The following is a 24,649-nucleotide window of genomic DNA, read 5'->3' on the forward strand; positions in this document are numbered from 1 at the left end:
GGCGCGAAGCTCTTGGCGAAAAGATTCGCGCCTGAAGGCGCTCCTACAGTGGTTGGCTAAAGATCGCCCAGGCGGGACTGCAGCGCCGCGATCGCGGCCAGGCCGGCGGTTTCCGTGCGCAGGATGCGCGGCCCCAGCCGCAGGCCGCGGAAGCCCGCCGCCCGCAGCGTCGCGAGGTCGCGCTCCGAGAGCCCGCCTTCCGGACCCACCACCAGCGTCACCGCGTCGGTGGGCGGCAGGGCCGCCAGCGTCAGTTCGCCCTCGGGGTCGAGCATCAGCTTCAGGCCCGCATGCGTGCCGCCGGCCCACTGCGCCAGCCCCAGCGGCGCCGCCAGCGCCGGCACCCGGGCGCGGCCGCTCTGCTCGCAGGCCGCCACCAGCACGCCCTGCCAGTGCGCCAGGCGCTTGGCGGCGCGTTCGGCGTCCAGCTTCACCTCGGTGCGCTCGGTGTTGATCGGCGCGAATGCCGCCACCCCCAGCTCGGTGCCTTTCTGCAGCACCAGGTCCATCTTCTCGCCGCGGGCCACGCCCTGGGCCAGGGTGATGGCCAGCGGCGACTCGTTCGCCAGTGCGCGCACGCCGGTCACCATCGCCTCGGCGCCGCGCTTGCCGACGCTGGCCAGGCGCGCGTCGTAGTCGTGGCCATCGCCGTTGAACAGGACCACGGCGTCACCGACGCCCAGCCGCAGCACCCGCACCAGGTGGCCGCTGGCCAGCTCGGACAGGGCGGCGGGACTGCCGACGGCCAGCGGCGCGTCGACGTGGCAGCGGATGGTCCTCATGGGCGCGTGGCCTCCTCGATGGCCGACGTGGTGACCGCGGCCAGGTGCGTGAGTTCCGCTTCGCCGACGCAGTAGGGCGGCATCCAGTACAGGATGTCGCCCAGCGGACGCAGCACCACGCCGCGTTCGATCGCGTGCCGGTAGGCGCGCAGGCCGCGACGGTCGGCGGCGGGGAAGGGCGTCTTGCCGCGGCCGTCGGCGGTCAGCTCGATGGCCAGGATCATGCCGGTCTGGCGCAGGTCGGCCACGTTCGGGTGCGCCGCCAGCGGCGCCGCCAGTTCGGCCATGCGGGCGGCGGTGGCGCGGTTGCGCACCAGCACGTCGTCGCTGTCGAAGATCGCCAGCGAGGCCAGCGCGGCCGCGCAGCCCAGCGGATTGCCGGTGTAGCTGTGCGAATGCAGGAAGGCGCGTTCGCGCGAGTCGTCCAGGAAGGCCTCGTAGACCGCCGCCGTCGTCAGCACCGCCGACATCGGCAGGAAGCCGCCGGTCAGGCCCTTCGACAGGCACAGGAAATCCGGCGAGATACCCGCCTGCTCGCAGGCGAACAGGGTGCCCGTGCGGCCGAACCCGACCGCGATCTCGTCCGCGATCAGGTGCGCGCCGTGGGCGTCGCAAATCTCGCGCGCGCGCCGCAGGTAGGCCGGATGATGCATGCGCATGCCGCCGGCGCACTGCACCAGCGGCTCCAGGATCAGCGCGCTGACCTGGCCGGGGTGGGCCTCGAAGATCGCGGCCAGCTGGTCGGCACGGCGCAGTGCGCAGTCCTCGGCACGCTCGCCCGGCTCGGCCTCGTAGGCGTCGGGCGAGGGCGCGAACAGCGGCTCGAGCAGCAGCGGGGCGTAGACGCGCCGGTACAGCGGGATGTCGCCCATCGACAGCGCGCCGATGGTTTCGCCGTGGTAGCCGTTGCCCAGCGCGATGAACCGGGTGCGGCCGGGGTCGCCGCGGTTGGCGTGGCTGTGGAAGCTCATCTTCAGCGCGATCTCGACCGCCGCCGAGCCGTTGTCGCCATAGAACACCCGCGACAGGCCGGCCGGCGCCTTGGCCAGCAGCGCTTCGGCCAGGGCCAGGCCGGGCGCATGCGAGAAGCCGGCGTAGATCACGTGCTCGAGCTCGCGCGCCTGCGCGGCGATGGCCTCGGCGATGCGCGGCTCGGCGTGGCCGAACAGGTTGGTCCACCAGCTGCTGACCGCGTCGAGGTAGCGCACGCCGTCGACGCCCTCGAGCCAGGCGCCGCGGCCGCGCCGGATCGGCACCAGGGGCAGGGTGCCCGGATGTTCCTTCATCTGGGTGCAGGGGTGCCAGACGGCGGCCAGGTCGCGGTCGCGCCAGGCCGCGGCTTCGGCCTGGCGGCGGGCGGCGGTGGGGTCGGTGTCCATGCGTGGATGATCCGGCCCGCGGCCCGCGCTGTCCATGCAGGCGGCAGTCTTCACGGCCAGCGGCTAGAATCGGGGCATGTCCGAGCCTGCCGACCGATCCCCGCCGCCCGCCGCCACGCGCCCGCTGCCCGTCATCCACGCCCGCGAGGAGCACGGCGCCGAGGGCGCCCGCCGCGAGCACCTGGACCTGGAGTTCAGCAACGGCGAACGCCGGCGCTACCATCGCGCCCTCAGCAGCGGCCACGGCTCGGTGATCATCGCCGCGGTGCCCGATCCCGAGCACGTGCTGCTGATCCGCGAGTACGCGGCCGGCGTGCACCGCTACGAACTGGGCCTGCCCAAGGGCCGCATGGACGCCGGCGAGACCGTGCTCGAGGCCGCCAACCGCGAGCTCAAGGAAGAGGTCGGCTTCGGCGCCCGCAAGCTCACCGCGCTGCGCGCGATCACGCTGGCGCCCACCTACATGAACCACGAGATCCACCTGGTGCTGGCCGAGGACCTGTATCCCGAGCGCCTGCCGGGCGACGAGCCGGAGGAGCTCGAGGTCATCCCCTGGCGCCTGGATCGCCTGGACGAACTGATGCTGCGCGACGACTGCTCCGAAGGCCGCTCGCTGGCGGCGCTGTTCATCGTCCGGGAAGTGCTGCGGGGCCGCGCGTGAGCGCCCTGCGCGAAGCCTGCGTGGCGCTGGCGATCGACGCCGGCGCCGCCATCCTCGCGGTCTACGCCCAGGACTTCGCGGTCGAGCACAAGGACGACGCCTCGCCCCTGACCCAGGCCGACCTGGCCTCGCACCGCATCATCGCCGATGGCCTGCGGGCGCTGGCGCCCGACATCCCGGTCCTGAGCGAGGAGGACGCCGACATCCCGTGGTCGGTGCGCCAGGGCTGGTCGCGGCATTGGCTGGTGGATCCGCTCGACGGCACCCGCGAGTTCGTGAAGAAGAACGGCGAGTTCACCGTCAACATCGCCCTGGTCGAAAACGGCCGACCGGTGCTGGGCGTGGTCTATGCGCCGGTGCCGGGCACCCTGCTGCACGCCGCGGCCGGCGAAGGCGCCTGGCTGCGCACCGCCGCCGGCGACGTCGCGGTCGCCACCCGGCGCCCGGCGGCGCTGCCGCTGCGCGTGGCCGCCAGCCGCTCGCACCTGGACCCGCGCACCGCCGCCGCGCTGGCGCGCATGGGCGAGACCGAGCGCATCGGGCTGGGCTCGTCGCTGAAGTTCTGCCGCATCGCCGAGGGCCTCATCGACGTCTACCCGCGCTTCGGCCCCACCAGCGAGTGGGACACCGCCGCGGCCCAGTGCGTGCTGGAGGAGGCCGGCGGCGCCGTGCTGCGCCTCGACGGCCAGCCGCTGGCCTACAACCGCAAGGAATCGCTGCTCAATCCCGACTTCATCGCCCTGGGCGACCTGCGCCTGCCCTGGCGCGACTGGCTGGCGGAGCCCGCGCATGGCTGACATCCGCGAGCTCATCGCCATCATGGCCCGCCTGCGCGATCCCGAGCGCGGCTGCCCCTGGGACGTGAAGCAGGACTTCGCCAGCGTCGCGCCCTACACCATCGAGGAAGCCTACGAAGTCGCCGACGCCATCCAGCGCGGCGACATGCCCGAGCTGCGCGACGAGCTGGGCGACCTGCTGCTGCAGGTCGTATTCCATTCGCGCATGGCCGAGGAGGCCGGGCACTTCGCCTTCGACGATGTGGTGGCCGCGATCAACGACAAGCTGGTCCGGCGCCACCCGCACGTGTTCGGCGACGTCGCGGCGCAGGCCGATGCCGAGGCGCAGCTGGCCAACTGGGAGCAGCTCAAGCGCGCCGAGCGCGCCGAGCGCGGCGAGCAGGACATGAGCGTGCTGGCCGGCATCACCCGCGGCCTGCCGGAGTGGCAGCGCGCGGTGAAGCTGCAGAAGCGCGCCGCCACCGTCGGCTTCGACTGGCCCGGTCCTGCGCCGGTGATCGCCAAGCTGCACGAGGAAATCGAAGAGGTGCGGGTCGAGTTCGACGCGGTGGCGGCCGGCGAGGCCGAAGCCCGCGACCGGCTCGAGGACGAGCTGGGCGACGTGCTGTTCGTGGTCGCCAACCTCACCCGCCACGCCAAGGTCGACTTCGGCGCCGCCCTGCGCCGGGCCAACGCCAAGTTCGAGCGCCGCTTCCGGCGCATGGAGCAGCTGGCCGCCGACGACGGGCAGTCCCTTGACCAGCTGGACCTCGCCGCCCAGGACGCGCTGTGGAACCGCGCCAAGCAGGAGGAGCGCGAGCCGCCCCCGGGGGCGCCAGCCCCGGCGCTTCCCAGCGCCGGACATCGGGACTAAAGTCCCGACCACGCAGGAATTTCGGAGACACCGGGCCATGCGCCAGGGTTTTGCCAGCTTTCGCGAGTTCTATCCCTACTATCTCGGCGAGCATGCCAACGTCACGTGCCGGCGGCTTCACTTCACCGGCAGCTGCGTCGCCCTCGGCTTCCTGGCGGCGGCGGTGGCGACGATGAACGCGGGGTGGCTGCTGGGCGCGCTGGTCAGCGGCTACGCGTTCGCCTGGGTCGGCCACTTCTTCTTCGAGCACAACAAGCCGGCCACCTTCAAGCACCCGTTCTATTCGTTCGCCGGCGACTGGGTCATGTTCAAGGACATGCTCACCGGCAAGATCCGCTTCTGATCCCGCGCGACCTGCAGGAGCGGCTTCAGCCGCGAATCTTTTCGCGAAGGGCTTCGCGGCTGAAGCCGCTCCTGCGAAGAGCGAGCGTCATTCGAGGAAGAGCAGGAAGGCGGCGACGATGATCAGGGCGAAGCCGGCGACGTGGTTCCACCTGATCTGCTCGCCGAGGTACCCGATCGAGAAGCCGGCGAAGACCAGCAGGGTCAGGATTTCCTGGATGCCCTTGAGCTGCGGCGCCGTGTAGACCGCGTGGCCCATCCGGTTGGCCGGGACCTGCAGGCAGTACTCGAAGAAGGCGATGCCCCAGCTGGCGAAGACCACGATCCAGAGCGGGCTGGCCTTGAACTTCAGGTGCCCGTACCAGGCGAAGGTCATGAACACGTTCGAGAACAGCAGCAGCAGGACGGGCGTGGCGTAGGCGCTGAAAGTGGGCATGTCGGCGGGCCGGGCGGGCAGGGGAAGGGGGCGGACCCCGGCCGGGAGGCCGCGCCGGGGGTGGCCAAGGGTAGCCTTGACGCCGTCTTGCCGGGGGCTTCACATCCGACTCACCGGGTGGGGCGTGTAATCTTCACAAAGCTGAAGACATCCCCTTCACATCCCGGAGAACCCCCATGCGACGCGATGACCCGGCCGGCCTGATCCTTGTGGTCGAAGACAACCGAAACCTGTCCGAGATGGTCGGCGAATACCTGGAGTCCAAGGGCTTCGGCGTCGACTATGCCGGCGACGGCATGGACGGCTACCGACTGGCCGCCGACAACAGCTACGACGTGATCGTGCTGGACCTGATGCTGCCGCGCCTGGACGGCCTGGAAGTCTGCCGCCGCCTGCGCAATGAAGCCAAGAAGTCGACCCCGGTGCTGATGCTGACCGCGCGCGACACCCTCAACGACAAGGTCAACGGCCTCGAGGCCGGCGCCGACGACTACCTCGTCAAGCCCTTCGCGATCCAGGAGCTCGAGGCCCGCGTGCGCGCCCTGATCCGCCGCGACCGCCGCCAGGTCAGCGCCGAAGTGCTGAAGGTGGCCGACCTGGTGCTCGACACCGCCAGCCTGCGCGTCACCCGCGCCGGCCAGGAGATCGCGCTGTCGCCGATCGGCCTGCGCCTGCTCACCATCCTGATGCGGGAATCGCCGCGGGTGGTCACCCGCCGCGACATCGAGCGCGAGATCTGGGGCGACGGCCTGCCCGATTCCGACACCCTGCGCAGCCACCTGTACAACCTGCGCAAGGCCATCGACCGGCCCTTCGACCGCCCGCTGCTGCACACCGTGCAGACCGCCGGCTACCGCATCGCCGACCTCGACGCGCCGCCGGCCGCTTGAGCCGCGGACCAGGGATGGCCACCGCGCGTTCGGGACTTCGCCGCAAGATCTGGGTCGCCTTCATCCTGCAGGCGGCGGCGATCAGCTTCGCCGCCGTGCTGGGCGTGTACGGCGCCTCGGCCGTGCTCAAGCACGTGCTGATCCAGCGCGCCCTGCAGGAAGAGGCCACGCACTACTGGCAGCGCCTGGCCAGCGACGCGCAGGCGCAGGTCCCCGATACCTACAACATGACCGGCTACCTGGTGCCCGCGGGCGGCAGCCAGGACGCCTTGCCCGAGAAGCTGCGGCCGCTGTCCGTCGGCTTCCACGCGCTGCCGCGCGCCGAGGGCGGCTCGCTGGTACTGGTCGAGCGCGACCGCAACGGCCACATGCTCTACCTGCTGTTCAAGCAGGAGCAGGTCGACAGCCTGGCGTTCTGGTTCGGCGTGACGCCGCTGGCGATCGTGCTGGTGGTGATCTACGTGATCGCCTGGAGCACCTACCGGACCTCCAAGCGCGCCGTGTCCCCGGTCATCTGGCTGGCGGGGCAGGTGCAGCGCTGGGATCCCAAGCATCCCGAGGCCAGCGCACTGCGGCCCGAGAACCTGCCGGTCGACGTCGAGGGCGAGACCCTGGTGCTGGCCTCGTCCCTGCACGATTTCGCCAGCCGCATCGAAAGCTTCGTCGAGCGCGAGCGGGACTTCACCCGCGACGCCTCGCACGAACTGCGCACCCCGCTCACCGTCATCCGCGTCGCCGGCGACATGATGGCGGGCGACGACAACCTCAGCCCGATGTCCCGGCGCGCGCTCAAGCGCATCCAGGGCGCCGGCCGCGACATGGAGGCGCTGATCGAGGCCTTCCTGATCCTGGCGCGCGAAGGCGACACCGGCCTGCCGGACGACGATTTCGCGGTCAGCTCGGTGGTCGAGGAGGAAGTGGAGAAGGCGCGGGTGCTGGTGGCCGGCAAGCCGGTCGAGCTGCACCTGGTGAAGGAGGACGACTTCTGCCTGCATGCGCCGGCGCGGGTGCTGTCGGTGCTGCTGAGCAACCTGCTGCGCAACGCCTGCCACTACACCGACGAAGGCAGCGTCACGGTGATCCTGCGGCGCGGTTCGATCGCGGTGGCCGATACCGGCGTGGGCATGACGCAGGACGAGCTGGCGCGCGTGTTCGAGCCGTTCTACCGGGCCGGCGACCGCAAGAAGGACGGCCAGGGCATCGGCCTGTCGATCGTGCAGCGGCTGTCCCAGCGCTACGGCTGGCCGGTGCGGCTGGATAGCGAAGCCGGCAAGGGCACCGTCGCCACCATCAGCTTCCCCCTGCTGCCGCCCATGGCCTGAACCGGCGCCGCGGCGGCTGGTCCGGCGGTCAACGCCGTCGGCGCCCGCGCGTTATCTTTCGACCCGTCCCCACCCCTTTCCTTGCCTGGAGCCACGATGTCGTCCGCGAATGCTTCCCCCCGCCCGATCCGCCGCCTGCTTGTCGCCGTCGCGGTGCTGGGCCTTGCCGTGCTGGCCTGGTGGGCCTGGTCCGCGCGCGCGCCCGAGGCCGGCGGCGGCTTCCGCACCGGCAATGTCGATCGCGGCGAAGTGCGGGTGCTGATTTCGGCCACCGGCACGCTGCGCGCCACCACCACGGTGGACGTGGGCTCGCAGGTGTCGGGGCAGATGCAGGAGGTGCTGGTCGACTTCAACGATCGCGTCGAGAAGGACCAGCCGATCGCCCGGCTCGATCCGGCGCCGTTCCAGAGCCGGGTGAAGCAGACCGAGGCCGACCTGGCCAGCGCCCGCGCCTCCGTCAACGAGGCCCAGGCCACGCTGAAGAACGCCGAGGCCGACTACGTCCGCAAGGCAGACCTGGCCGCGCGCCAGCTGATCGCGCGCAACGAACTCGACCTCGCGCTCGCGGCCCGCGACCAGGCCCGCGCCCGCGTGGTGTCGGCCCAGGCCGGCGTGCAGCAGCGGCAGGCGGCGGTCGACAACGCAAGGCTCGACGTGTCCTACACCGTCATCCGCTCGCCGGTGGACGGCGTGATCCTGCTGCGGGCGGTCGAACCCGGCCAGACGGTGGCGGCCAGCTTCCAGACCCCGGTGCTGTTCCAGATCGCCGAGGACCTGGGCCAGATGCAGATCGACCTGAGCATCGACGAGGCCGACGTCGGCCAGATCAAGGAAGGCCTGCCGGTGTCGTTCACCGTCGACGCCTTCCGCGACCGCCAGTTCGTGGGCGAGGTCAAGCAGGTGCGGCTGTCGGCGACCTCCAACGCCAACGTGATCAGCTACCCGGTGGTGGTGCAGGTCGACAACGCCGACCAGAGCCTGCTGCCGGGCATGACCGCCAGCGCCGAGATCGTGGTCAGCCGCCGCGAGGACGTGCTGCGGGTGCCGAACGCGGCCCTGCGCTTCACCCCGCCGGGCGCGGACGCCGCGGCGGCGCCGGGGGCCGGCCGGGGCGGCTTTGGCCAGGACCTCCCGCGCATCGCCGATGCCCTGCAGCTCGACGCCACCCAGCGCGCGGCCTTCGATGCCGCCCAGGCGGCGATGCAGGAGCGCATGGCCGCGCGGATGGCCGCGCGTCCGGCCGGCGGCGCGCCATCGCCGGGGGCCATGGGGGCGCCGGGCGGCGCGGCGCCGTCGGCGGAAGCGATCCGCCAGCGCATGGCCGAGGCCTTCAGCCGCAACTACGCCGAATTCCGCGACACGCTCTCGCCCGAGCAGCGCGCCCGCTGGGACGAAGAGCTGCGCGCCCTGACCACCGCCCGCCGCGGCGTGGTCTGGGTGCTCGACCAGGGCCAGCCGCGCGCCGTGCCGGTGCGCCTGGGCGTGTCCGACGGCACCGTCACCGAAGTCAGCGGCGAACTCGCCGAGGGCGACGCCCTGATCATCGGCCAGGAGCGCCCCGCGGCATGAGCGCTCCCGCGCCGATGATCGAACTGACCGACCTGCGCAAGGTCTATTCGCCCGGCACGCCGGCCGAAGTGGTGGCGCTGCGCGGCGTCGACCTGGTGGTGCCGCGCGGCGAGTTCCTCGCCATCATGGGCGCCTCGGGCTCGGGCAAGTCGACGATGATGAACATGATCGGCTGCCTCGACCAGCCGACCGCCGGCCGCTACCTGTGCGACGGCGTCGACGTCGCCACGCTCGACGCCACCCAGCGCGCCAAGCTGCGCCTGGACAAGATCGGCTTCGTGTTCCAGGGCTTCAACCTGCTCTCGCGCCAGACCGCGCTGGAGAACGTGATGATGCCCCTGGTGTATTCCAACGTGCCCGTGGCCGAACGGGCGCCGCGGGCGTTGGCGGCGCTGGCCGAGGTGGGCCTGGCCGAACGCGCCGGGCATCGCCCGAACGAACTGTCCGGCGGCCAGCAGCAGCGTGTCGCCATCGCCCGCGCGCTGATCAACCAGCCGCCGCTGCTGCTGGCGGACGAACCCACCGGTGCGCTCGACTCGCGCACCAGCGAGGAAATCATGGCGCTGTTCGAACGCCTGCAGGCCGGCGGCCGCACCATCGTCATCATCACCCACGAACGCCCCATCGCCGACCACGCCGATCGCATCGTGGTGATGCACGACGGCCAGCTGCACGCCGATGGCTGGATCCCCGAGGAGCGCGCGGCATGACCTTCCCCGACGTATTGCGCTCGGCGGTGTTCTCCCTGCGCGGGAACTTCATGCGCAGCATCCTGACCGCACTGGGCGTCATCATCGGCATCGCCGCGGTGATCGTGATGGTGTCGGTGGGCCAGGGCACGCAGAGCGAGCTCGACAAGATGATCTCGCGCCTGGGTTCGAACCGGCTCGAGGTGTTCGCCTCGTCCTCGCGCCAGGGCCCGGTGCGCGGCGGGGCCGGCACGGCCGCCAGCCTCACCGACGACGACGCCGAGGCGATCCGCGCCGAGATCCCCGAGATCCAGTACGTCGCCACCTCGATCCGCGGCGGCGGCCAGGTGGTGTTCGCCGAGAACAACTGGTCGACGCGCTGGGAAGGCGTGAACGCCGACTACTTCCCGGTCAACGACTGGGCGTATTCGCTGGGCGCGGGCTTCGGCCCGCGCGACTACAGCTCGGCCGCCAAGGTGGTGGTGCTGGGCGAGACCGTGCGCCGCGAGCTGTTCGGCGACGCCGACCCGATCGGCGCGACCATCCGCCTGGGGCGCGTGCCGCTGCGCGTGGTCGGCGTGCTCGAGGCCAAGGGCCAGGGCAACTGGGGCCAGGACTCCGACGACATCATCATGGTGCCGCTGGAAACCGGCCGCCGCCGGCTGGCGCCCGCCGCGGCCGCGGCCAGCACCCCGGCCACCGCCACGCCCGCCGCGCGCAGCGCGGCCGTGGTGCCACGCCAGGCCAGCACCGTGCAGCAGATCTCGGTGATGGTGGGCCGTGCCGAGGACCTGGTCTACGTCGAGGAAGAGCTCAATGCGCTGCTGCGCCAGCGGCACCGCATCGCGCCCGGCGCCGAGGATGACTTCGCGGTGCGCAACATCGCCGAGATCGTCAGCACCCGCACCCAGACCACCCGCCTGATGTCGCTGCTGCTGGGCGCGGTGGCCGGCATTTCGCTGGTGGTCGGCGGCATCGGCATCATGAACATCATGCTGGTGTCGGTGACCGAGCGCATCCGCGAGATCGGCCTGCGCATGGCGGTCGGCGCGGGGCCGCGGGAGATCCAGGCGCAGTTCCTGGCCGAGGCGATGCTGATCTCGCTGGGCGGCGGCTTCATCGGCATCGCCCTGGGCATCGGCGGGGCGCTGCTGGCCAGCAAGTTCGGTGCGCTGCCGGTGATGCTCGACGCCAAGGTGGTGCTGATGGCCACCGGGTTCTCGGTCGCGACCGGCCTGTTCTTCGGTTTCTACCCGGCCCGCAAGGCCGCGCGGCTCGACCCGATCGAAGCGCTGCGGCACCAGGGCTGACGCCTGCCCCGGGCGGCGAGGCCGCCCGGGGAGGCCGTGGGTTCAGCGCGTGTAGAGCAGGCGGTTCGGCGAGCCGGTGTTGATGCCGGTCAGTCGCCCGGTGGTCGCCTTGGCATACAGCGCGTTGCGCACCGTCTCCGGCGAGGCCGAGGGATTGGCCGCCAGGTACAGCGCCGCCGCGCCCGCCACGTGCGGCGAGGCCATCGAGGTGCCGCTGATGGTGTTGGTGGCGGTGTTGCTGGTGTACCAGGTCGACCGGATCGAGCTGCCCGGCGCGAAGATGTTCACGCAGGTGCCGTAGTTCGAGAACGACGAGCGCGCATCGGTGGAGGTGGTGGAGCCCACCGTGATCGCATTGGCCACCCGCGCGGGCGAGTAGTTGCAGGCATTGGCGTTGTCGTTGCCCGCCGCCACCACCACGGTGACGCCTGCGCTGATCAGGCTGTTGGTGGCCGAGTCGGTGGCCGAGGACGCGCCGCCGCCCAGGCTCATGTTGGCCACCGCCGGCTTGACGTGGTTGCTGGCGACCCAGTTGATGCCCGCGATGATGGTCGAGTTGGCGCTGCCGCCGGTGCAGCCGAACACCCGCACCGGCACCAGGCGCGCACCCTTCGCGACGCCCCAGGTTGCGCCGCCGACGGTGCCGGCGACGTGGGTGCCGTGGCCGTTGCAGTCGTTGCTGCCGCGGCCGTCGTTGATGGCCGTGTAGCCCGACAGCACGCGGCCGCCGAAGTCGCCGTGGCTGGCGAGGATGCCGCTGTCGATCACGTACACGCGGACGTTCGAGGCGGTGTAGTCGTAGACGTAGCTGCCGTTGAGCGGCCGGTCGCGCTGGTCGACGCGGTCGATGCCCCAGGTGACGCCGGTCTGGGTGGCACCGAGGTAGGACATCTCGTCCTCCTCGACGTAGTCCACCCGCGGATCGTTGATCAGGCGCTGGATCTGCTTCTCGTTGGCCTCCACCGCGAAGCCCTGGATGGCGACGTCGTAGACCTGGTGCGGACGAAGCTCGAAGCGGTCGGACAGGTCGACCGCGGCGTTCTCGACCGCCATGCGCATCGCCTCGCGGCCGTTGCGGGCGTTGGCCGGCAGCACCATGGCGTTGGGCTTGAGGACGACGATGTAGCTGTTCTTGATCGGATGCTCGGCGCGGCGAAGCTCGGAGCCGAGCGCGGACGTGGTGCCCAGCGCGAGGGCAAGGCCCAGCGCCAGCAGGTGGACGTTCTTCATGGTGGTGACTCCCCGAATGGTTCGAACAGGTGCGGATGGGCGACATGCCCGGTGCGGTCCTTCCCCTGTCGGACCGGCCCGCGGCGTCCGTCCGGCATGTCGCCGGATCGATGCGTCGCGTGGCTGGCCGTGGATAGGGGATGGCCGCGGCGGCTGTCAACACGGACGTCGTGAAGGAAAGTTGCTGCACTGCGGCTGGCGCGACGCAGCAACGACGCGGGCCGCGCCGGCGCTGTCGCGGCCCGTGAAGCCGCCCGCACTGCAGCATCGGCGCGGCGTCGCCACGGTCGTCGTTTTGCTGCTTTGCGGGAGTCCGACTGCGCGGGCCTCGCCGTCCTGCACGGCGTCTTCGCCGGGGCCGGCTAGACTGTGGGCTCCCGCTGCCCAAGGAGTCCCGGTCGCCATGATCCGCACCCGTTTCGTCCAGGCGCTCGGCGCCGCCCTTGCGCTCGGCGCGGCGCTTGCCGCGCAGGCGGCCACGCCGTCGCCGCCGACCGCGCTGGTCATCCACGCCGGCGCCGGCGTGATCGAGCGCAGCGCGCTGTCGGCCGAGGACGAGCGCGAAGTCCGCGCCGCGCTCGACCGCGCGCTCGACGCCGGCCACGCCGTGCTGCGCGACGGCGGCAGCGCCCTCGATGCGGTGACCGCCAGCGTGGTGGTGCTGGAGGAGTCGCCGTGGTTCAACGCCGGCAAGGGCGCGGTCTTCAACGCCGAGGGCGGCCATGAGCTCGATGCCGCCATCATGGAAGGCCACACCCGGCGCGCCGGCGCGGTGGCCGGCGTGCGCACCGTGCGCAATCCGATCCGGCTGGCGCGCGCGGTGATGGAGCAGTCGCCGCACGTCATGCTCGCGGCCGGCGGCGCCGAGGCCTTCGCCGACACCCTGCCGGGGCTCGAGCGGGTGGCGCCGGACTGGTTCGACACGGATCGCCGCCGCCAGCAGCTGGAGGCGGCCCAGGCGCGCGAGCGCGCCGCCATGGTGCCCGGGCCCGGCGCCTATTTCGGCACGGTGGGCGCGGTGGCGCTGGACGCCAACGGCCACATCGCGGCGGCCACCTCCACCGGCGGCATGACCAACAAGCGTTGGGGCCGGGTCGGCGACGCGCCGGTGATTGGCGCGGGCACCTGGGCCGACGCCGACTGCGGCGTCTCGGGCACGGGCTGGGGCGAGTTCTACCTGCGCACCGCCGCCGCGCACGCGATCTGCGCCCGCGTCGGCCTGCGCGGCGATGCCCTGGCGACGGCGGCGCACGCCGTGATCAACGAAGAGATCGTCGCGCTCGGCGGCGACGGCGGCGCGATCGCGCTCGATCGCCGCGGCAACATCGCCATGCCCTTCAACACCAGCGGCATGTACCGCGGCTGGGTGAAGCCCGACGGCAGCCGCGGCACCGCCGTCTTCCGCGAAGAGTGAGCCGCATCCACGCCGCCACGGCCGGCGCGCTCGCCCTCGCGCTGGCCCTCCCGCCTGCCTGCGCCGAAGAAGCGGAGGCGGCGGCCCCGGCGGCGGCCGCCGCGGCGCCGACGCTCGATCCGGTCAACGTCACCGCCACCCGGCGCGCGGCCAGCGTGTTCGACACGCCGGCGGCGGTGTCGGTGCGCACGTTGCCCGACGCGGCGCCCGGGCTGAATCTTTCCGAGTGGCTGGGCGGCATCCCCGGCCTGCTGGCGCGCGACCGCCAGAACTACGCGCAGGACACCCAGGTGTCGATCCGTGGCTTCGGCACCCGCGCCAGCTTCGGCATCCGCGGGCTGCGCGTGATCATCGACGGCATCCCGGCCACCCAGCCCGACGGCCAGTCGCAGCTTTCGCACGCCAACCTGGCCAGCGCCGAGCGGGTGGAGGTGCTGCGCGGGCCGTTCTCGGCGCTGTACGGCAATTCGTCCGGCGGCGTGATCCAGGTCTTCAGTGGCGACGGGCGCGCGCCCGGCGAGGCGAACGTGGCCGCGTCGGGCTCGGACGCCGGCGACTGGCGCGTCTCGGCCGGCCTGCGCACGCGCTGGCGCGGGGCCGGCGTGGTGGCCGGCCTGTCGCGACTTCGGGTTGAAGGGTTCCGCCCGCATTCCGCCGCCGAGCGGACCTCGTTCAACGCCCGCCTGCACTGGCCGGCCGGGGGCGGCGAGGGTGTCGCGCTGGTGTTCAACGCCTTCGACGCGCCCGAAGCGCAGGATCCACTGGGCCTGGACCGCGCGCAGTTCGCGGCGGATCCCGGCCAGGTGGCGCCGCAGGCGCTGGACTTCGACACCCGCAAGTCGGTGCGCCAGGTGCAGTTGGGCGGCACCTGGTCGCGGGGCGTTGGCAGCGCCGAACTGCAGGCGATGGCCTATGCCGGCCAGCGCGACGTGCTGCAGTTCCTCGCCATCCCGGTGTTCGTGCAGGGCAATCCGCTGCAGTCCGGCGGCGTGGTCGACCTCGGCAGCGACTACGGCGGCGGCGAGCTGCGGCTGGCGGGCGAGTCCGCGCCGGCCGGGCGCCCGCTGCAGTGGACCGTCGGCCTGGGCTGGGAAGGCCTCGTGCAGCAGCGCCGCGGCTTCGAGAATTTCGCGGGCGACCGCCTGGGCGTGCGCGGCACGCTGCGGCGCGACGAGCGCAATGCGGTCGCCTCCTTCGACCAGTTCGCGCAGGCCGACTGGCGCCTGGCCGAACGCTGGTCGCTGCAGGCCGGGCTACGCCACAGCCGGCTGCGCTTCACCTCGTCCGATCGCTACGTCACCGACGGCAACCCCGACGACAGCGGCGCCGTCGACTTCGAACGCTGGACGCCGGTGCTGGCGCTGCAGTGGCGCCTGCAGCCGGGCCTCAACCTGCACGCCAGCTTCGGCAGCGGCTTCGAGACGCCGACCCTGGTCGAGCTGGCGTACCGGCCGGACGGCGGGTCTGGCCTGAACCTCGACCTGCGTCCGGCGCGCAGCCGCAGCCTGGAGCTGGGCATGAAGTGGCGGCCGCGGCCGGGGCTGGGCGCGGACCTCGCGCTGTTCCGCGCCGACACCCGCGACGAGCTGGTGGTGGCGACCAATGCCGGCGGCCGCGCCAGCTTCACCAACGCCGCGCGCACGCGGCGCCAGGGCCTGGAGCTGGCATTGAATGCGGCGCTGGGCGAAGCGATGTCGCTGCAGCTGGGCTTCACCCGCCTGGACGCGCGGATGCGCCAGGACTACCTGGCCTGCGCGGGCGCGCCGTGCCTGGTGCCGACGCAGTGGGTGGCGAGCGGCACCCGGCTGGCCGGCGTACCGGCCTCGCAGGGCCGGCTGCGCTGGGAGGGGTGGCGCGGGGGAATGCGCGGCTTCGCCGAGGTCCGCGGGCTGTCCGCCGTCGGCGTCAACGACGTCGGCAGCGAGCGCGCCCCGGGCTACGCGCTGCTGGACCTGGGCCTGACCTGGGCGGCGACGCCGCGGGTCGAGGCCTTCGTCCGCCTCGACAACGCACTCGACCGCCGCCACGTCGGCTCGGTGATCACCAACGACGGCAACGGCCGCTTCTACGAGCCGGGGGCGCCGCGCACGCTGTGGCTGGGCCTGGCGCTGCAGCGGCGGGAATGACGCGGGCCCGGTCGCGGGGCCCGCGCGTCAGGACGTGAACGCGCGGCGTCTGCTCAGAAGCCGCGGTCGCCGGAGATGATGCCGCCCAGGCCGCCCAGCACCGAGCCTTCGCCCTTGCCGCCGCCCTTCTGGTAGGCCGCGCTGAACATGCGGCCGGCCAGGCGCGAGAACGGCAGCGACTGCAGCCAGACCTTGCCGGGGCCGGTCAGCGTGGCCAGGAACACGCCCTCGCCGCCGAACAGCATCGACTTCACGCCGCCCACCGGCTGGATGTCGAAGTTGACGGTGCTCGTCATCGCCACCACGCAGCCGGTGTCGACGTCCAGGCGCTCGCCCGGGCGCAGCTCGCGCTCGACGATGGTGCCGCCGGCATGGATGAAGACCAGGCCGTCGCCGGTGAGCTTCTGCATGATGAAGCCTTCGCCGCCGAACAGCGCCGTCATGATCTTCTTCTGGAAGAACAGGCCGATCGAGACGCCGCGCGCCGCGCACAGGAAGCTGTCCTTCTGCGCGATGATGGTGCCGCCGTAGTTGCTCAGCGTCATCGGCACGATGGTGCCGGGGTAGGGCGCCGCGAACGCGACCTTGGCCTTGCCGCTGCCGCCGGTGTGCGAGAACACCGTGGTGAACAGGCTCTCGCCGGTGATCAGGCGCTTGCCGGCGCCGACCAGCTTGTCCATGAAGCCGCCGCCACCGCTGCTGGCCGACCCGTCGCCGAACACGGTGTCCATGTTCACGACCGAGTCCTTGTACATCATCGAACCGGCTTCGGCGACGGCGCTTTCGCCCGGGTCGAGCTCGATTTCGACGAACTGCATGTCCTCGCCGTAGATCCGGTAGTCGATCACGTCGCTGCGCTGGCCGCTGGCGCCGACGGCGGCGACCGGCGGCGGCACCGGCGCCATCATCGCGCCCGGCGCCGACTCGGCGCGCAGCTCGGTGCAGGCGGCGATCGGGATCCACTCGGGGAAGCCCTGGCGCCAGCAGTGGCCGGACGGATCGCGCGTGGCCTGGGCGATGGCGGCGGCGTGGTCCAGGGGGCCGATCTGCTGGCCGTTGTAGCTCAGGTACCACTGGTGCATGGACGTGCTCCTTGGGGCGAGGGGGGGAGTGGGCCGTCAGGCCCGGAAGGTCAGGGCGCGGCGGGCATCCCGAGCTGCGCATGGATGTCCGAGCGCATCGCCGCATCCAGCGAAAGCTGCGCGGCCAGGCGGTCGAGGAACGCGCGCTCGTCCGGGGTGTCGGCGGTGATGGCGACCAGCGCGGCGGCGTAGGTCTCGGCGCGCTGGTGGGGCAGCGTGCGCACCGCGAGCTGCTCGAGCGTCAGCGGCGCGCGGATTTCGGCGTCCAGCGCCTGCAGGCTGTCGCCGTCCATGCCGGCCTGGCGGGCGCGGCCCAGGATGGCTTCGCGCTCCTCGGCGTCGATCAGGCCATCGGCGTGGGCTGCGGTGATCATCGCGCGCAGCAGGTGCATGGCTTCCTCGACCCGGGCCGGCGTGGGCTGGGTCGCGGGCGGCGGCGGGGGCGGCATCGCGCCACCGGCGGCCGGCGGGGGCGGCGGCATCGCGCCGGCCAGCGGCTGCGGCGCCGCGGCCGGGGCGCTGGATTTCGAGTAGTGCTGGTAGGCCGCGAAGGCCACGCCCAGCAGGCCCAGGCCCACCTTGGCCTTGGTCGCGCCCGACATCCCGCCGCCGCCCAGCAGGCCACCCAGCCCGGACTTCGAACGCTTGCGCTTGCGGCCGCCCAGCTGGCCCGACAGGGCGTCGCCCATCAGCTGGCCCAGCAGTTGCTCGGGGTTGAACATCCTTGGCTCCGGTGATCGAGGGGTCCGTTCCAAATGGTGGGGTGGCCGATCCCGGGACACAAGGCCGGGTCGGGCGGGGGCGGTGAATGTGGCAAAATGCGGCCTTGCCTCCGATCCGGGACCGACATGGCCGATAGCTCCGGCAGCCACGCGCCGCGCAGCCCGTTCCGGGTCTGGAGCGCGTTCGTCTGGTCGCTGCAGGGCCTGCGGGCCTGCTGGCAGCTCGAATCGTCGTTCCGGCTCGAGGTCTACCTGTTCGTCGTGCTGGCGCCGCTGGGGCTGTGGCTGGGCGCCGATGGCGTCGAGCGGGCGATCCTGGTCGGCTCGCTGATCGGCGTGCTGGTGGTCGAGGTGCTCAATTCCGCGGTCGAGGCCGTGGTGGACCGCTGGGGCGCCGAACACCACGAACTGGCCGGCCGCGCCAAGGACATGGGCTCGGCCGCCGTGTTCCTGGCCGACATGAACGTCCTGGCCTGCTGGGGCCTGGTCCTCGGCCCCCGTTTCTTCTAGAGGTAGCTGCACGATGGATTGGCTGTTCAGCACTGAAATCTGGGTCGCGCTGCTGACCCTTGCCACGCTCGAGATCGTGCTGGGCATCGACAACCTCGTGTTCATCTCGATCGCGGTCAGCAAGCTGCCGCCCGAGCAGCGGCCCCGGGCGCGCAAGTTCGGGCTGATGCTGGCCTGCGTCACCCGCATCCTGCTGCTGCTGTCGCTGGCCTTCCTGGCCAGCATGCAGCACAACCTGTTCAGCCTGTTCGGGCAGGACTTCTCGGTGCGCGACCTGGTGCTGATCGCCGGCGGCCTGTTCCTGCTGGTCAAGGGCACGATGGAGATCCACGACTCGGTCGAGGGCCGCGACGAGGAAGAGGACATCGCGACCAAGCCGTCGGCGGTGTTCGGCTACGTCATCGCCCAGATCGCGGTCATCGACATCGTGTTCTCGCTCGACTCGGTGATCACCGCGGTCGGCATGGTCGACAACCGCTGGGTGATGGTGGCGGCGATCATCATGGCGGTGGCGGTGATGCTGTTCGCGGCCAACCCGATCGGCGACTTCATCGACAAGCACCCCACCGTGAAGATGCTGGCGCTCACCTTCATCATCCTGGTCGGCGTGGCCCTGGTGGCCGACGGCTTCGATTACCACATCGACCGCAAGTTCCTTTACTTCGCCATGGCCTTCTCGGCCGCCGTCGAGACGCTCAACATCCTGTCCAAGCGCAAGAAAGGCCGGCCGGCCTAGCGCCGCCCGCCGCGAACGCCAGTCCCGACGGAGCCCGCATGACCCTGCTGCACGACATCGATCCGATCGCCGTCCCGCTGCCGTTCTGGCCGCACGGCATCCACTGGTACGGCGTGATGTACCTGCTGGCCTTCCTGGCCGCGTGGTGGCTGGGCACGCGGCGCATCCGCGCCGGGCGCCTGCCCGGCGTCAACGAGGAAGCCTTCGGCGACCTGCTGTTCTACGGCATGCTGGGCGTGGTGCTGGGCGGGCGCATCGGCTACGTGCTGTTCTACGTGTTCGCGGACTTCGTGGCCAACCCGCTGATGATCCTGCGCATCAACGAGGGCGGCATGAGCTTCCACGGCGGCCTGCTGGGCGTGATGGTCGCGGCGGCCTGGTGGACGCGCAAGCACCGCCGGCACTTCTTCGACGTGATGGACTTCGTGGCGCCGCTGATCCCGCTGGGCCTGGGCTTCGGCCGGCTGGGCAACTACATCGGCGGCGAACTTTGGGGCAAGCCGACCGGCGGCAGCTGGGGCGTGGTGTTCCGCGACGCGCTGCCGGCCGAACTGGCGGCGCAGCCGATCGAACAGCTGCGCCAGCTGCACGCCACGGGCGCGCTGGACGCCTACGCGCGGCATCCCTCGCAGCTCTACCAGGCCTTCCTGGAGGGCGTGGTGCTGATGGCGTCGCTGTGGTGGTTCTCGCGCAAGCCGCGGCCGCGCTACGCGGTGTCGGGGCTGTTCGCCCTGCTCTACGGCAGCTTCCGCTTCCTGGTCGAGTTCGTGCGCGAGCCCGACGCCCACCTCGGCTACCTCGCCTTCGGCTGGCTGACCATGGGCCAGGTGCTGTCGCTGCCGCTGGTGGCGCTGGGCCTGTTCCTGCTCTGGCGCTCGCATACGGCGCCGACCCTGCAGCCCGACCTGTCCAACGTGAAGGCCTCCTGATGCGCCAGTACCTCGACCTGCTGCGGCACGTGCTGGAGAACGGCGCCGAAAAGGCCGACCGCACCGGCACCGGCACCCGTTCGGTGTTCGGCTGGCAGCTGCGCTTCGACCTGTCCGAAGGCTTCCCGCTGGTCACCACCAAGAAGCTGCACCTGCGCTCGATCATCCACGAGCTGCTGTGGTTCATCCGCGGCGAGACCAACATCGACTACCTGCGCGAGCACAAGGTCAGCATCTGGGACGAGTGGGCCGACGCGAACGGCGACCTCGGGCCGGTCTATGGCAAGCAGTGGCGGCGCTGGAGCGGACCCGACGGCGTCGAGATCGACCAGCTGCGCAACGTGGTCGAGGAGCTGCAGCGCAACCCGGACTCGCGGCGGCTGGTGGTCAGCGCCTGGAACGTGGCCGACCTGCCGGCGATGGCGCTGCAGCCCTGCCACACGATGTTCCAGTTCTACGTGGCCAACGGGAAGCTGAGCTGCCAGCTCTACCAGCGTTCTGCCGACATCTTCCTGGGCGTGCCCTTCAACATCGCCAGCTACGCGCTGCTCACCCACATGGTGGCGCGCCACTGCGGGCTGGGCGTGGGCGACTTCGTGCACACGCTGGGCGACGCGCACCTGTACAGCAACCACTTCGACCAGGCCCGCGAGCAGCTTTCGCGCGCGCCGCGCCCGCTGCCGACCCTGGTGCTGGCGCCGGAGGCCACCGACCTGTTCGCGATGCGCTTCGAGGACATCGCGATCGAAGGCTACGATCCGCACCCGGCCATCAAGGCCCCGGTGGCCGTTTGACGGCGCTGGTGCTGGTGGCGGCGATCGACCGCGCCGGCGCGATCGGCCGCGGCAACGCGCTGCCGTGGCGGCTGCCGGATGACCTGAAGCACTTCAAGGCACTGACGCTGGGCAAGCCGGTGCTGATGGGGCGCAAGACCGCCGAGTCGCTCGGGCGCGCGCTGCCGGGGCGGCGCAACCTGGTGCTGACGCGGGGCGGCCAGGTGCCGTTCGACGGCATGGAGGCGGTGGACTCGCTGGCGCGGGCGCAGGCGACCTGCGGCGCCGACGAACTGATGGTGATCGGCGGCGGCGAGGTCTACGCGCTGGCGCTGCCGCAGGCGCTGCGGCTGCACCTGACCCATGTCGACACGGTGGTCGAGGGCGCCGATGCGTTCTTCCCGGCGCTGGACACCGGCGCGTGGCGCGAAGTGTCGCGCGAGGAGCACGCGCCCGACGCGCGCCATGCCTTTGGCTACGCGTTCGTGGAATACCGGCGCCGCTGAGCGGCGCGGCGGCGGGCGGGCCTCAGGGCAGGCTGGCGGCGACTTCGTAGCGCAGCAGCGTGGCCAGGCGGGCCTCCACCTGCACGTAGGCCAGGGCCTGGCGCGGGCCGAGGTCGCGGCTGAGGTCCTTGAAGGCGCGCTCGAACAGCTCGGCCTGGTCCATCTCGATGGCCACGGCTTCTTCGGCGATGTCCTCGGCGTCGTCGGCGTCCGCGGCATCGCCGACCAGGGCGGCATAGGCCGCGGCGTTGTCGCGGCGGCGCTGGGCCAGTTCGGCCAGCGCCTCCTGCATCTTGTCGTAGACCGGCCAGAACGCGGCCTGCTCGGCCGAATCGAGCGCCAGCTGGCGCGAGACGTAGGCCTGCTTGCCCTGGGCGACCTCGGCCTTGAACGCGGCCATCTTCTGGTGGGCATCGACGGCCTGCGCCGACGCGGCGGGGGCGAGCAGGGCGAGGCCGAGCATGAGGACGGAAAGGAATCGGATCATGGGGCGGGTTCTCCTTGGAGCCTGGAACAGGACCATACCGGGCCACGACCGAGGCCCTGCACTAAAAAGGGGACGACCGGCGTCAGTCGTCGCCGCGGGGGCTGCCGTCGGGCGGGTCGCGGCCGGCGACCTGGTGCAGGCGCAGCTCGGGCCCGAGCTCCATCGCGGTGAGCTTGCCGCCCCAAACCGCACCGGTATCGATGGCGTAGATGCCCAGGCCCATGAACAGGCCCAGCGTGGACCAGTGGCCGCAGACCACCGGCAGCTCGCGCGCGGCGTGGCCAGGCACTTCGAACCACGGGTACATGCCCGGCTTCTGGGTGCCGGGGCGGCCCTTGTCCTCGAAGCCGATGCGTCCCGCCGGCGTGCAATAGCGCAGGCGGGTGAAGACGTTGATGATGGCGCGATGGCGATCGACGCCGGTGAGCTTGGGCGACCAGGCCGGCTTGTCGCCGTACATGTTCTTGACCAGCTTGAAGAAGCCGTCGCCCTGCAGCTTGTCCTCGACCTCGCGCGCGCGCGCCTCGGCCAGGCTGATCGTCCACTTGGGCGCCAGCCCGGCGTGCACCATCGCGAAGCCCAGGGTGCGGTCGACGTGGAAGAGCTTCTGCCGGCGCAGCCAGCCGACCAGCACTTCGCTGTCGTCGGCGAACAGCACCCGCTGCAGGTCGGGGTTGACCTTGCGCTGGTCGGCCTCGCGGCGGGTGGAGATGGCCAGCAGCGACAGGTCGTGGTTGCCCAGCACGATGGTGCTGTGGATCGCCAGTGAGTGGATCAGGCGCAGGGTCTCGAGCGACTGGCCGCCGCGGTTGACCAGGTCGCCGCAGAACCACAGCCGGTCGGCGGCGGGATCGAAACGGATCTTCTCGAGCAGCCGCTGCAGCGCGTCGTAGCAACCCTGGACGTCGCCGATGGCGTAGGTGGCCATGTCAGTGCAGGGTCCGCGGGATCGACAGCGTGAACGGGTCGATCAGGGCGTCGAAGGCGGTGCCGTCGTCGGCCAGCATCTGGTAGCTGCCGTGCATGGTGCCCAGCGGCGTCTCGAGCACGGCGCCCGAGGTGTACTCGAAATGCTCGCCGGGGCGCAGCCAGGGCTGTTCGCCCACCACGCCTTCGCCGCGCACTTCCTGCACCTTGCCGTTGGCGTCGGTGATGATCCAGTGGCGGCTGAGCAGGCGGGCCGGCACGTCGCCCAGGTTGACGATCCGGATGGTGTAGGCGAAGACGTAGCGGTCGTCCTCGGGGATCGACTGGTCCTCGAGGAAGCGGGTGGCGACGATCACCTCGATGGCGTGCTGCGGGGATTCCATGCCGCCATTCTACGCAGGACGGTCGGCCGGGGGCAGCGTGCCGAGGAATCGCGCCAGCTGCACGAAATCCGCCACCGCCAGCTGCTCGGCGCGGGCGTCGGGGCGCAGGCCCGCGGCCTCGATGTCGGCCCCGCTGCAGACCTGCGACAGCGCATTGCGCAGCGTCTTGCGGCGCTGGCCGAAGGCATCGCGCACCACGCGCTCGAACAGCGCCGGGTCGGCGATGCCGATGTCGGCCGCGGCCTTGGGCACCAGCCGCACCACCGACGAGTCCACCTTCGGCGGCGGCCGGAACGCGCCCGGCGGCACGTCGAACAGCGACGTGACCGTGCAATAGGCCTGCAGCATCACGCTCAGCCGGCCGTAGACCTTGCTGCCGGGATCGGCGGCCATGCGGTCCACGACCTCCTTCTGCAGCATGAAATGCATGTCGCGCACCGCGCCCGCATGCTCGAGCGCGTGGAAGAGGATCGGCGAGGAGATGTTGTAGGGCAGGTTGCCGACCAGGCGCAGCGGGCCTTCGTCGCCGGCCAGCCGGCTGAAATCGACCTGCAGCACGTCCTTGTGGATGATCGTCAGCCGGCCCACGCCCTCGGACGCTTCCATCAGCGGCGTGATCAGGTCGCGGTCGAACTCGATCACCGTCAGCTCGCCGTGCTTGCGCAGCAGCGGGAAGGTGATGGCGCCCTGGCCCGGGCCGATCTCGACCAGGCGGTCGCCGGCCTTGGGGTTCACCGCCATCACGATGCGGTCGATGTAGCTGCGGTCGGCCAGGAAGTGCTGGCCGAGGTTCTTCTTGGGCGGTGCCTTGAAGTGGCTCATGCGGACCTCCGGTGGCGGGCGAGGCGCGCGCACAGCGCGGCCGCGGCGAACAGGCTGGACGGATCGGCGCGACCGCTGCCGGCCAGGTCGAGCGCGGTGCCGTGGTCGACGGCCACGCGCGGGTAGGGCAAGCCCAGGGTGATGTTCACCGCCTGCTCGAAGCCCGAGTGCTTGAGCACCGGCAGGCCCTGGTCGTGGTACATCGCCAGCACCGCGTCGTAGCCGGCCAGCTTCTGCGGCAGGAAGGCGGTGTCCGCGGGCAGCGGGCCCGCCAGCGCCAGGCCCTCGGCACGCAGCGCGTCGAGCACGGGGATGATCGTATCCAGCTCCTCGCGGCCCAGGTGGCCGTCCTCGCCCGCGTGCGGGTTCAGGCCCAGCACCGCGATGCGCGGCGTGGCCAGGCCGAAGTCGCGGACCAGGGCGGCGTGCAGGATGCGCAGGGTGCGCGCGACCCCGTCGCGGGTGATGGCGTCGGGCACCGCGCGCAGCGGCAGGTGGGTGGTGGCCAGGGCCACGCGCAGGCGCGGGTTGGCCAGCATCATCACCACCTCGGCCCCGGCCTGGGCGGCCAGCAGTTCGGTGGTGCCGGTGTAGGCGATGCCGCCGGCGTTGATGCTGGCCTTGTGCACCGGGCCGGTGACCAGGCCATCGAATTCGCCGGCCAGGCAGGCGGCGCCGGCCCGCCGCAGGGCGTCGATGACGGCGGGGGCGTTGGCCGGATCGGGCTGGCCGAAGCGGGTGGGGCGGGCCTGGGGCACCGGCTGCAGGGCCAGTTCGCCGGGGCCGGCGTCGCGATCGGGGTCGAGCAGGCGCAGCGGCAGGCCCAGCGCCGCGGCGGCGGCCAGCAGCGCGTCGGGATCGGCGAATGCGACCAGGGAGGCGTCCGGCGGCTGGTGCGCCAGCCGGACGCAGAGCTCGGGCCCGATGCCGGCCGGCTCACCAGGAACCAGGGCCAGCCGGGTCCGCATGGCG

Annotated in this window: 27 protein-coding genes; 16 read left to right on the top strand and 11 right to left on the bottom strand. The window is 71.8% G+C overall.

Annotation, left to right across the window (positions count from 1 at the left end; genetic code table 11):
- Positions 1-56: 56 nt before the first annotated feature.
- Both VFQ84_RS11960 and bioA read right to left on the bottom strand, forming a co-directional pair.
- Positions 57-782 (bottom strand): 16S rRNA (uracil(1498)-N(3))-methyltransferase, encoded by a 726-nt coding sequence (locus VFQ84_RS11960; RefSeq protein WP_325131865.1) that lies wholly within the window; start codon positions 780-782, stop codon positions 57-59.
- The gene (gene bioA / locus VFQ84_RS11965) at positions 779-2,161 is read right to left on the bottom strand and encodes an adenosylmethionine--8-amino-7-oxononanoate transaminase (RefSeq protein ID WP_325131866.1); all 1,383 of its coding nucleotides are present in this window, start codon (positions 2,159-2,161) and stop codon (positions 779-781) included. Before bioA ends, VFQ84_RS11960 begins: the two co-directional genes overlap by 4 nt.
- A 76-nt stretch (positions 2,162-2,237) precedes the next feature.
- Between bioA and nudE the strand changes: the two genes are divergently transcribed.
- Genes nudE through VFQ84_RS11985 form a run of 4 tightly spaced genes read left to right on the top strand, consistent with a single transcriptional unit; the run spans position 2,238 to position 4,815 of the window.
- On the top strand, positions 2,238-2,822 hold the full coding sequence (nudE, locus tag VFQ84_RS11970; RefSeq protein WP_325131867.1) for an ADP compounds hydrolase NudE: 585 nt from the start codon (positions 2,238-2,240) through the stop codon (positions 2,820-2,822).
- The gene (gene cysQ, locus VFQ84_RS11975; RefSeq protein WP_325131868.1) at positions 2,819-3,619 is read left to right on the top strand and encodes a 3'(2'),5'-bisphosphate nucleotidase CysQ; all 801 of its coding nucleotides are present in this window, start codon (positions 2,819-2,821) and stop codon (positions 3,617-3,619) included. The genes nudE and cysQ overlap by 4 nt, the downstream gene beginning before the upstream one ends.
- Positions 3,612-4,472 carry a nucleoside triphosphate pyrophosphohydrolase gene (gene mazG / locus VFQ84_RS11980; protein WP_325131869.1) on the top strand — a complete coding sequence of 287 codons (861 nt, stop codon included), beginning with the start codon at positions 3,612-3,614 and terminating at the stop codon, positions 4,470-4,472. Before cysQ ends, mazG begins: the two co-directional genes overlap by 8 nt.
- 37 nt (positions 4,473-4,509) lie before the next feature.
- Positions 4,510-4,815, top strand: coding sequence for a DUF962 domain-containing protein (locus VFQ84_RS11985; RefSeq protein WP_325131870.1), 306 nt, complete (start codon positions 4,510-4,512; stop codon positions 4,813-4,815).
- 87 nt (positions 4,816-4,902) lie between these two features.
- Here the strand turns inward: VFQ84_RS11985 and VFQ84_RS11990 are convergent, their stop codons facing one another.
- Entirely contained in the window at positions 4,903-5,250 is a 348-nt protein-coding gene (locus VFQ84_RS11990) for a DMT family protein (protein WP_325131871.1), read from the bottom strand.
- Positions 5,251-5,426: 176 nt separating this feature from the next.
- Here VFQ84_RS11990 and VFQ84_RS11995 point away from each other — a divergent pair, with 176 nt between their 5' ends.
- The 5 genes from VFQ84_RS11995 (at position 5,427) to VFQ84_RS12015 (ending at position 11,030) form a co-directional block, all read left to right on the top strand.
- Positions 5,427-6,140 carry a response regulator transcription factor gene (locus VFQ84_RS11995; RefSeq protein WP_034213965.1) on the top strand — a complete coding sequence of 238 codons (714 nt, stop codon included), beginning with the start codon at positions 5,427-5,429 and terminating at the stop codon, positions 6,138-6,140.
- A 14-nt stretch (positions 6,141-6,154) separates the two neighbouring features.
- Positions 6,155-7,462, top strand: a complete 1,308-nt coding sequence (locus tag VFQ84_RS12000) for a HAMP domain-containing sensor histidine kinase (RefSeq protein ID WP_325131872.1) — start codon at positions 6,155-6,157, stop codon at positions 7,460-7,462.
- A 96-nt stretch (positions 7,463-7,558) separates the two neighbouring features.
- Positions 7,559-9,031 (top strand): efflux RND transporter periplasmic adaptor subunit, encoded by a 1,473-nt coding sequence (locus tag VFQ84_RS12005; protein ID WP_325131873.1) that lies wholly within the window; start codon positions 7,559-7,561, stop codon positions 9,029-9,031.
- Positions 9,028-9,741 carry an ABC transporter ATP-binding protein gene (locus VFQ84_RS12010; protein ID WP_325131874.1) on the top strand — a complete coding sequence of 238 codons (714 nt, stop codon included), beginning with the start codon at positions 9,028-9,030 and terminating at the stop codon, positions 9,739-9,741. The genes VFQ84_RS12005 and VFQ84_RS12010 overlap by 4 nt, the downstream gene beginning before the upstream one ends.
- The gene (locus VFQ84_RS12015) at positions 9,738-11,030 is read left to right on the top strand and encodes an ABC transporter permease (RefSeq protein WP_325131875.1); all 1,293 of its coding nucleotides are present in this window, start codon (positions 9,738-9,740) and stop codon (positions 11,028-11,030) included. Before VFQ84_RS12010 ends, VFQ84_RS12015 begins: the two co-directional genes overlap by 4 nt.
- A gap of 42 nt (positions 11,031-11,072) precedes the next feature.
- Here the strand turns inward: VFQ84_RS12015 and VFQ84_RS12020 are convergent, their stop codons facing one another.
- Complete coding sequence (locus tag VFQ84_RS12020) at positions 11,073-12,260, bottom strand: S8 family peptidase (RefSeq protein ID WP_325131876.1); 1,188 nt, start codon at positions 12,258-12,260, stop codon at positions 11,073-11,075.
- Between the two features lie 403 nt (positions 12,261-12,663).
- Here VFQ84_RS12020 and VFQ84_RS12025 point away from each other — a divergent pair, with 403 nt between their 5' ends.
- A complete protein-coding gene (locus VFQ84_RS12025) occupies positions 12,664-13,674 on the top strand; it encodes an isoaspartyl peptidase/L-asparaginase (RefSeq protein WP_325131877.1) in 1,011 nt (336 codons plus the stop codon).
- Positions 13,671-15,800 (top strand): TonB-dependent receptor, encoded by a 2,130-nt coding sequence (locus VFQ84_RS12030; protein WP_325131878.1) that lies wholly within the window; start codon positions 13,671-13,673, stop codon positions 15,798-15,800. Before VFQ84_RS12025 ends, VFQ84_RS12030 begins: the two co-directional genes overlap by 4 nt.
- A 53-nt stretch (positions 15,801-15,853) precedes the next feature.
- Here VFQ84_RS12030 and VFQ84_RS12035 read toward each other — a convergent pair whose 3' ends face one another.
- The gene (locus tag VFQ84_RS12035) at positions 15,854-16,882 is read right to left on the bottom strand and encodes a TIGR00266 family protein (RefSeq protein ID WP_325131879.1); all 1,029 of its coding nucleotides are present in this window, start codon (positions 16,880-16,882) and stop codon (positions 15,854-15,856) included.
- 50 nt (positions 16,883-16,932) lie between these two features.
- Entirely contained in the window at positions 16,933-17,604 is a 672-nt protein-coding gene (locus VFQ84_RS12040) for a DUF533 domain-containing protein (protein ID WP_325131880.1), read from the bottom strand.
- Positions 17,605-17,730: 126 nt separating this feature from the next.
- On the opposite strand from VFQ84_RS12040, the gene VFQ84_RS12045 reads away from it, so the two are divergent.
- The 5 genes from VFQ84_RS12045 to VFQ84_RS12065 are packed head-to-tail and all read left to right on the top strand — an operon-like array spanning position 17,731 to position 21,058.
- A complete protein-coding gene (locus VFQ84_RS12045) occupies positions 17,731-18,114 on the top strand; it encodes a diacylglycerol kinase (RefSeq protein ID WP_325131881.1) in 384 nt (127 codons plus the stop codon).
- A gap of 13 nt (positions 18,115-18,127) precedes the next feature.
- Complete coding sequence (locus VFQ84_RS12050; protein WP_325131882.1) at positions 18,128-18,850, top strand: TerC family protein; 723 nt, start codon at positions 18,128-18,130, stop codon at positions 18,848-18,850.
- Between the two features lie 38 nt (positions 18,851-18,888).
- Positions 18,889-19,779 carry a prolipoprotein diacylglyceryl transferase gene (gene lgt / locus VFQ84_RS12055; RefSeq protein ID WP_325131883.1) on the top strand — a complete coding sequence of 297 codons (891 nt, stop codon included), beginning with the start codon at positions 18,889-18,891 and terminating at the stop codon, positions 19,777-19,779.
- Positions 19,779-20,573: a thymidylate synthase gene (locus VFQ84_RS12060; protein WP_325131884.1), complete on the top strand. Its 795-nt coding sequence runs from the start codon at positions 19,779-19,781 to the stop codon at positions 20,571-20,573. The genes lgt and VFQ84_RS12060 overlap by 1 nt, the downstream gene beginning before the upstream one ends.
- Before the next feature lie 5 nt (positions 20,574-20,578).
- Positions 20,579-21,058 carry a dihydrofolate reductase gene (locus VFQ84_RS12065; RefSeq protein ID WP_325131912.1) on the top strand — a complete coding sequence of 160 codons (480 nt, stop codon included), beginning with the start codon at positions 20,579-20,581 and terminating at the stop codon, positions 21,056-21,058.
- Positions 21,059-21,080: 22 nt separating this feature from the next.
- Here the strand turns inward: VFQ84_RS12065 and VFQ84_RS12070 are convergent, their stop codons facing one another.
- The 5 genes from VFQ84_RS12070 to pdxA all read right to left on the bottom strand — a co-directional run bounded on the left by VFQ84_RS12070 (position 21,081) and on the right by pdxA (position 24,645).
- Positions 21,081-21,545: a hypothetical protein gene (locus VFQ84_RS12070; protein WP_325131885.1), complete on the bottom strand. Its 465-nt coding sequence runs from the start codon at positions 21,543-21,545 to the stop codon at positions 21,081-21,083.
- An 82-nt stretch (positions 21,546-21,627) separates the two neighbouring features.
- Complete coding sequence (locus VFQ84_RS12075) at positions 21,628-22,473, bottom strand: symmetrical bis(5'-nucleosyl)-tetraphosphatase (protein WP_325131886.1); 846 nt, start codon at positions 22,471-22,473, stop codon at positions 21,628-21,630.
- Between the two features lies 1 nt (position 22,474).
- Positions 22,475-22,855, bottom strand: a complete 381-nt coding sequence (apaG, locus tag VFQ84_RS12080) for a Co2+/Mg2+ efflux protein ApaG (RefSeq protein WP_325131887.1) — start codon at positions 22,853-22,855, stop codon at positions 22,475-22,477.
- A 9-nt stretch (positions 22,856-22,864) separates the two neighbouring features.
- Complete coding sequence (gene rsmA, locus VFQ84_RS12085) at positions 22,865-23,677, bottom strand: 16S rRNA (adenine(1518)-N(6)/adenine(1519)-N(6))-dimethyltransferase RsmA (protein ID WP_325131888.1); 813 nt, start codon at positions 23,675-23,677, stop codon at positions 22,865-22,867.
- A complete protein-coding gene (gene pdxA / locus VFQ84_RS12090) occupies positions 23,674-24,645 on the bottom strand; it encodes a 4-hydroxythreonine-4-phosphate dehydrogenase PdxA (RefSeq protein ID WP_325131889.1) in 972 nt (323 codons plus the stop codon). Before pdxA ends, rsmA begins: the two co-directional genes overlap by 4 nt.
- Positions 24,646-24,649 lie beyond the last annotated feature (4 nt).

The sequence above is a fragment of the Arenimonas sp. genome (assembly GCF_035721105.1).
Classification (GTDB): Bacteria; Pseudomonadota; Gammaproteobacteria; order Xanthomonadales; family Xanthomonadaceae; genus Arenimonas.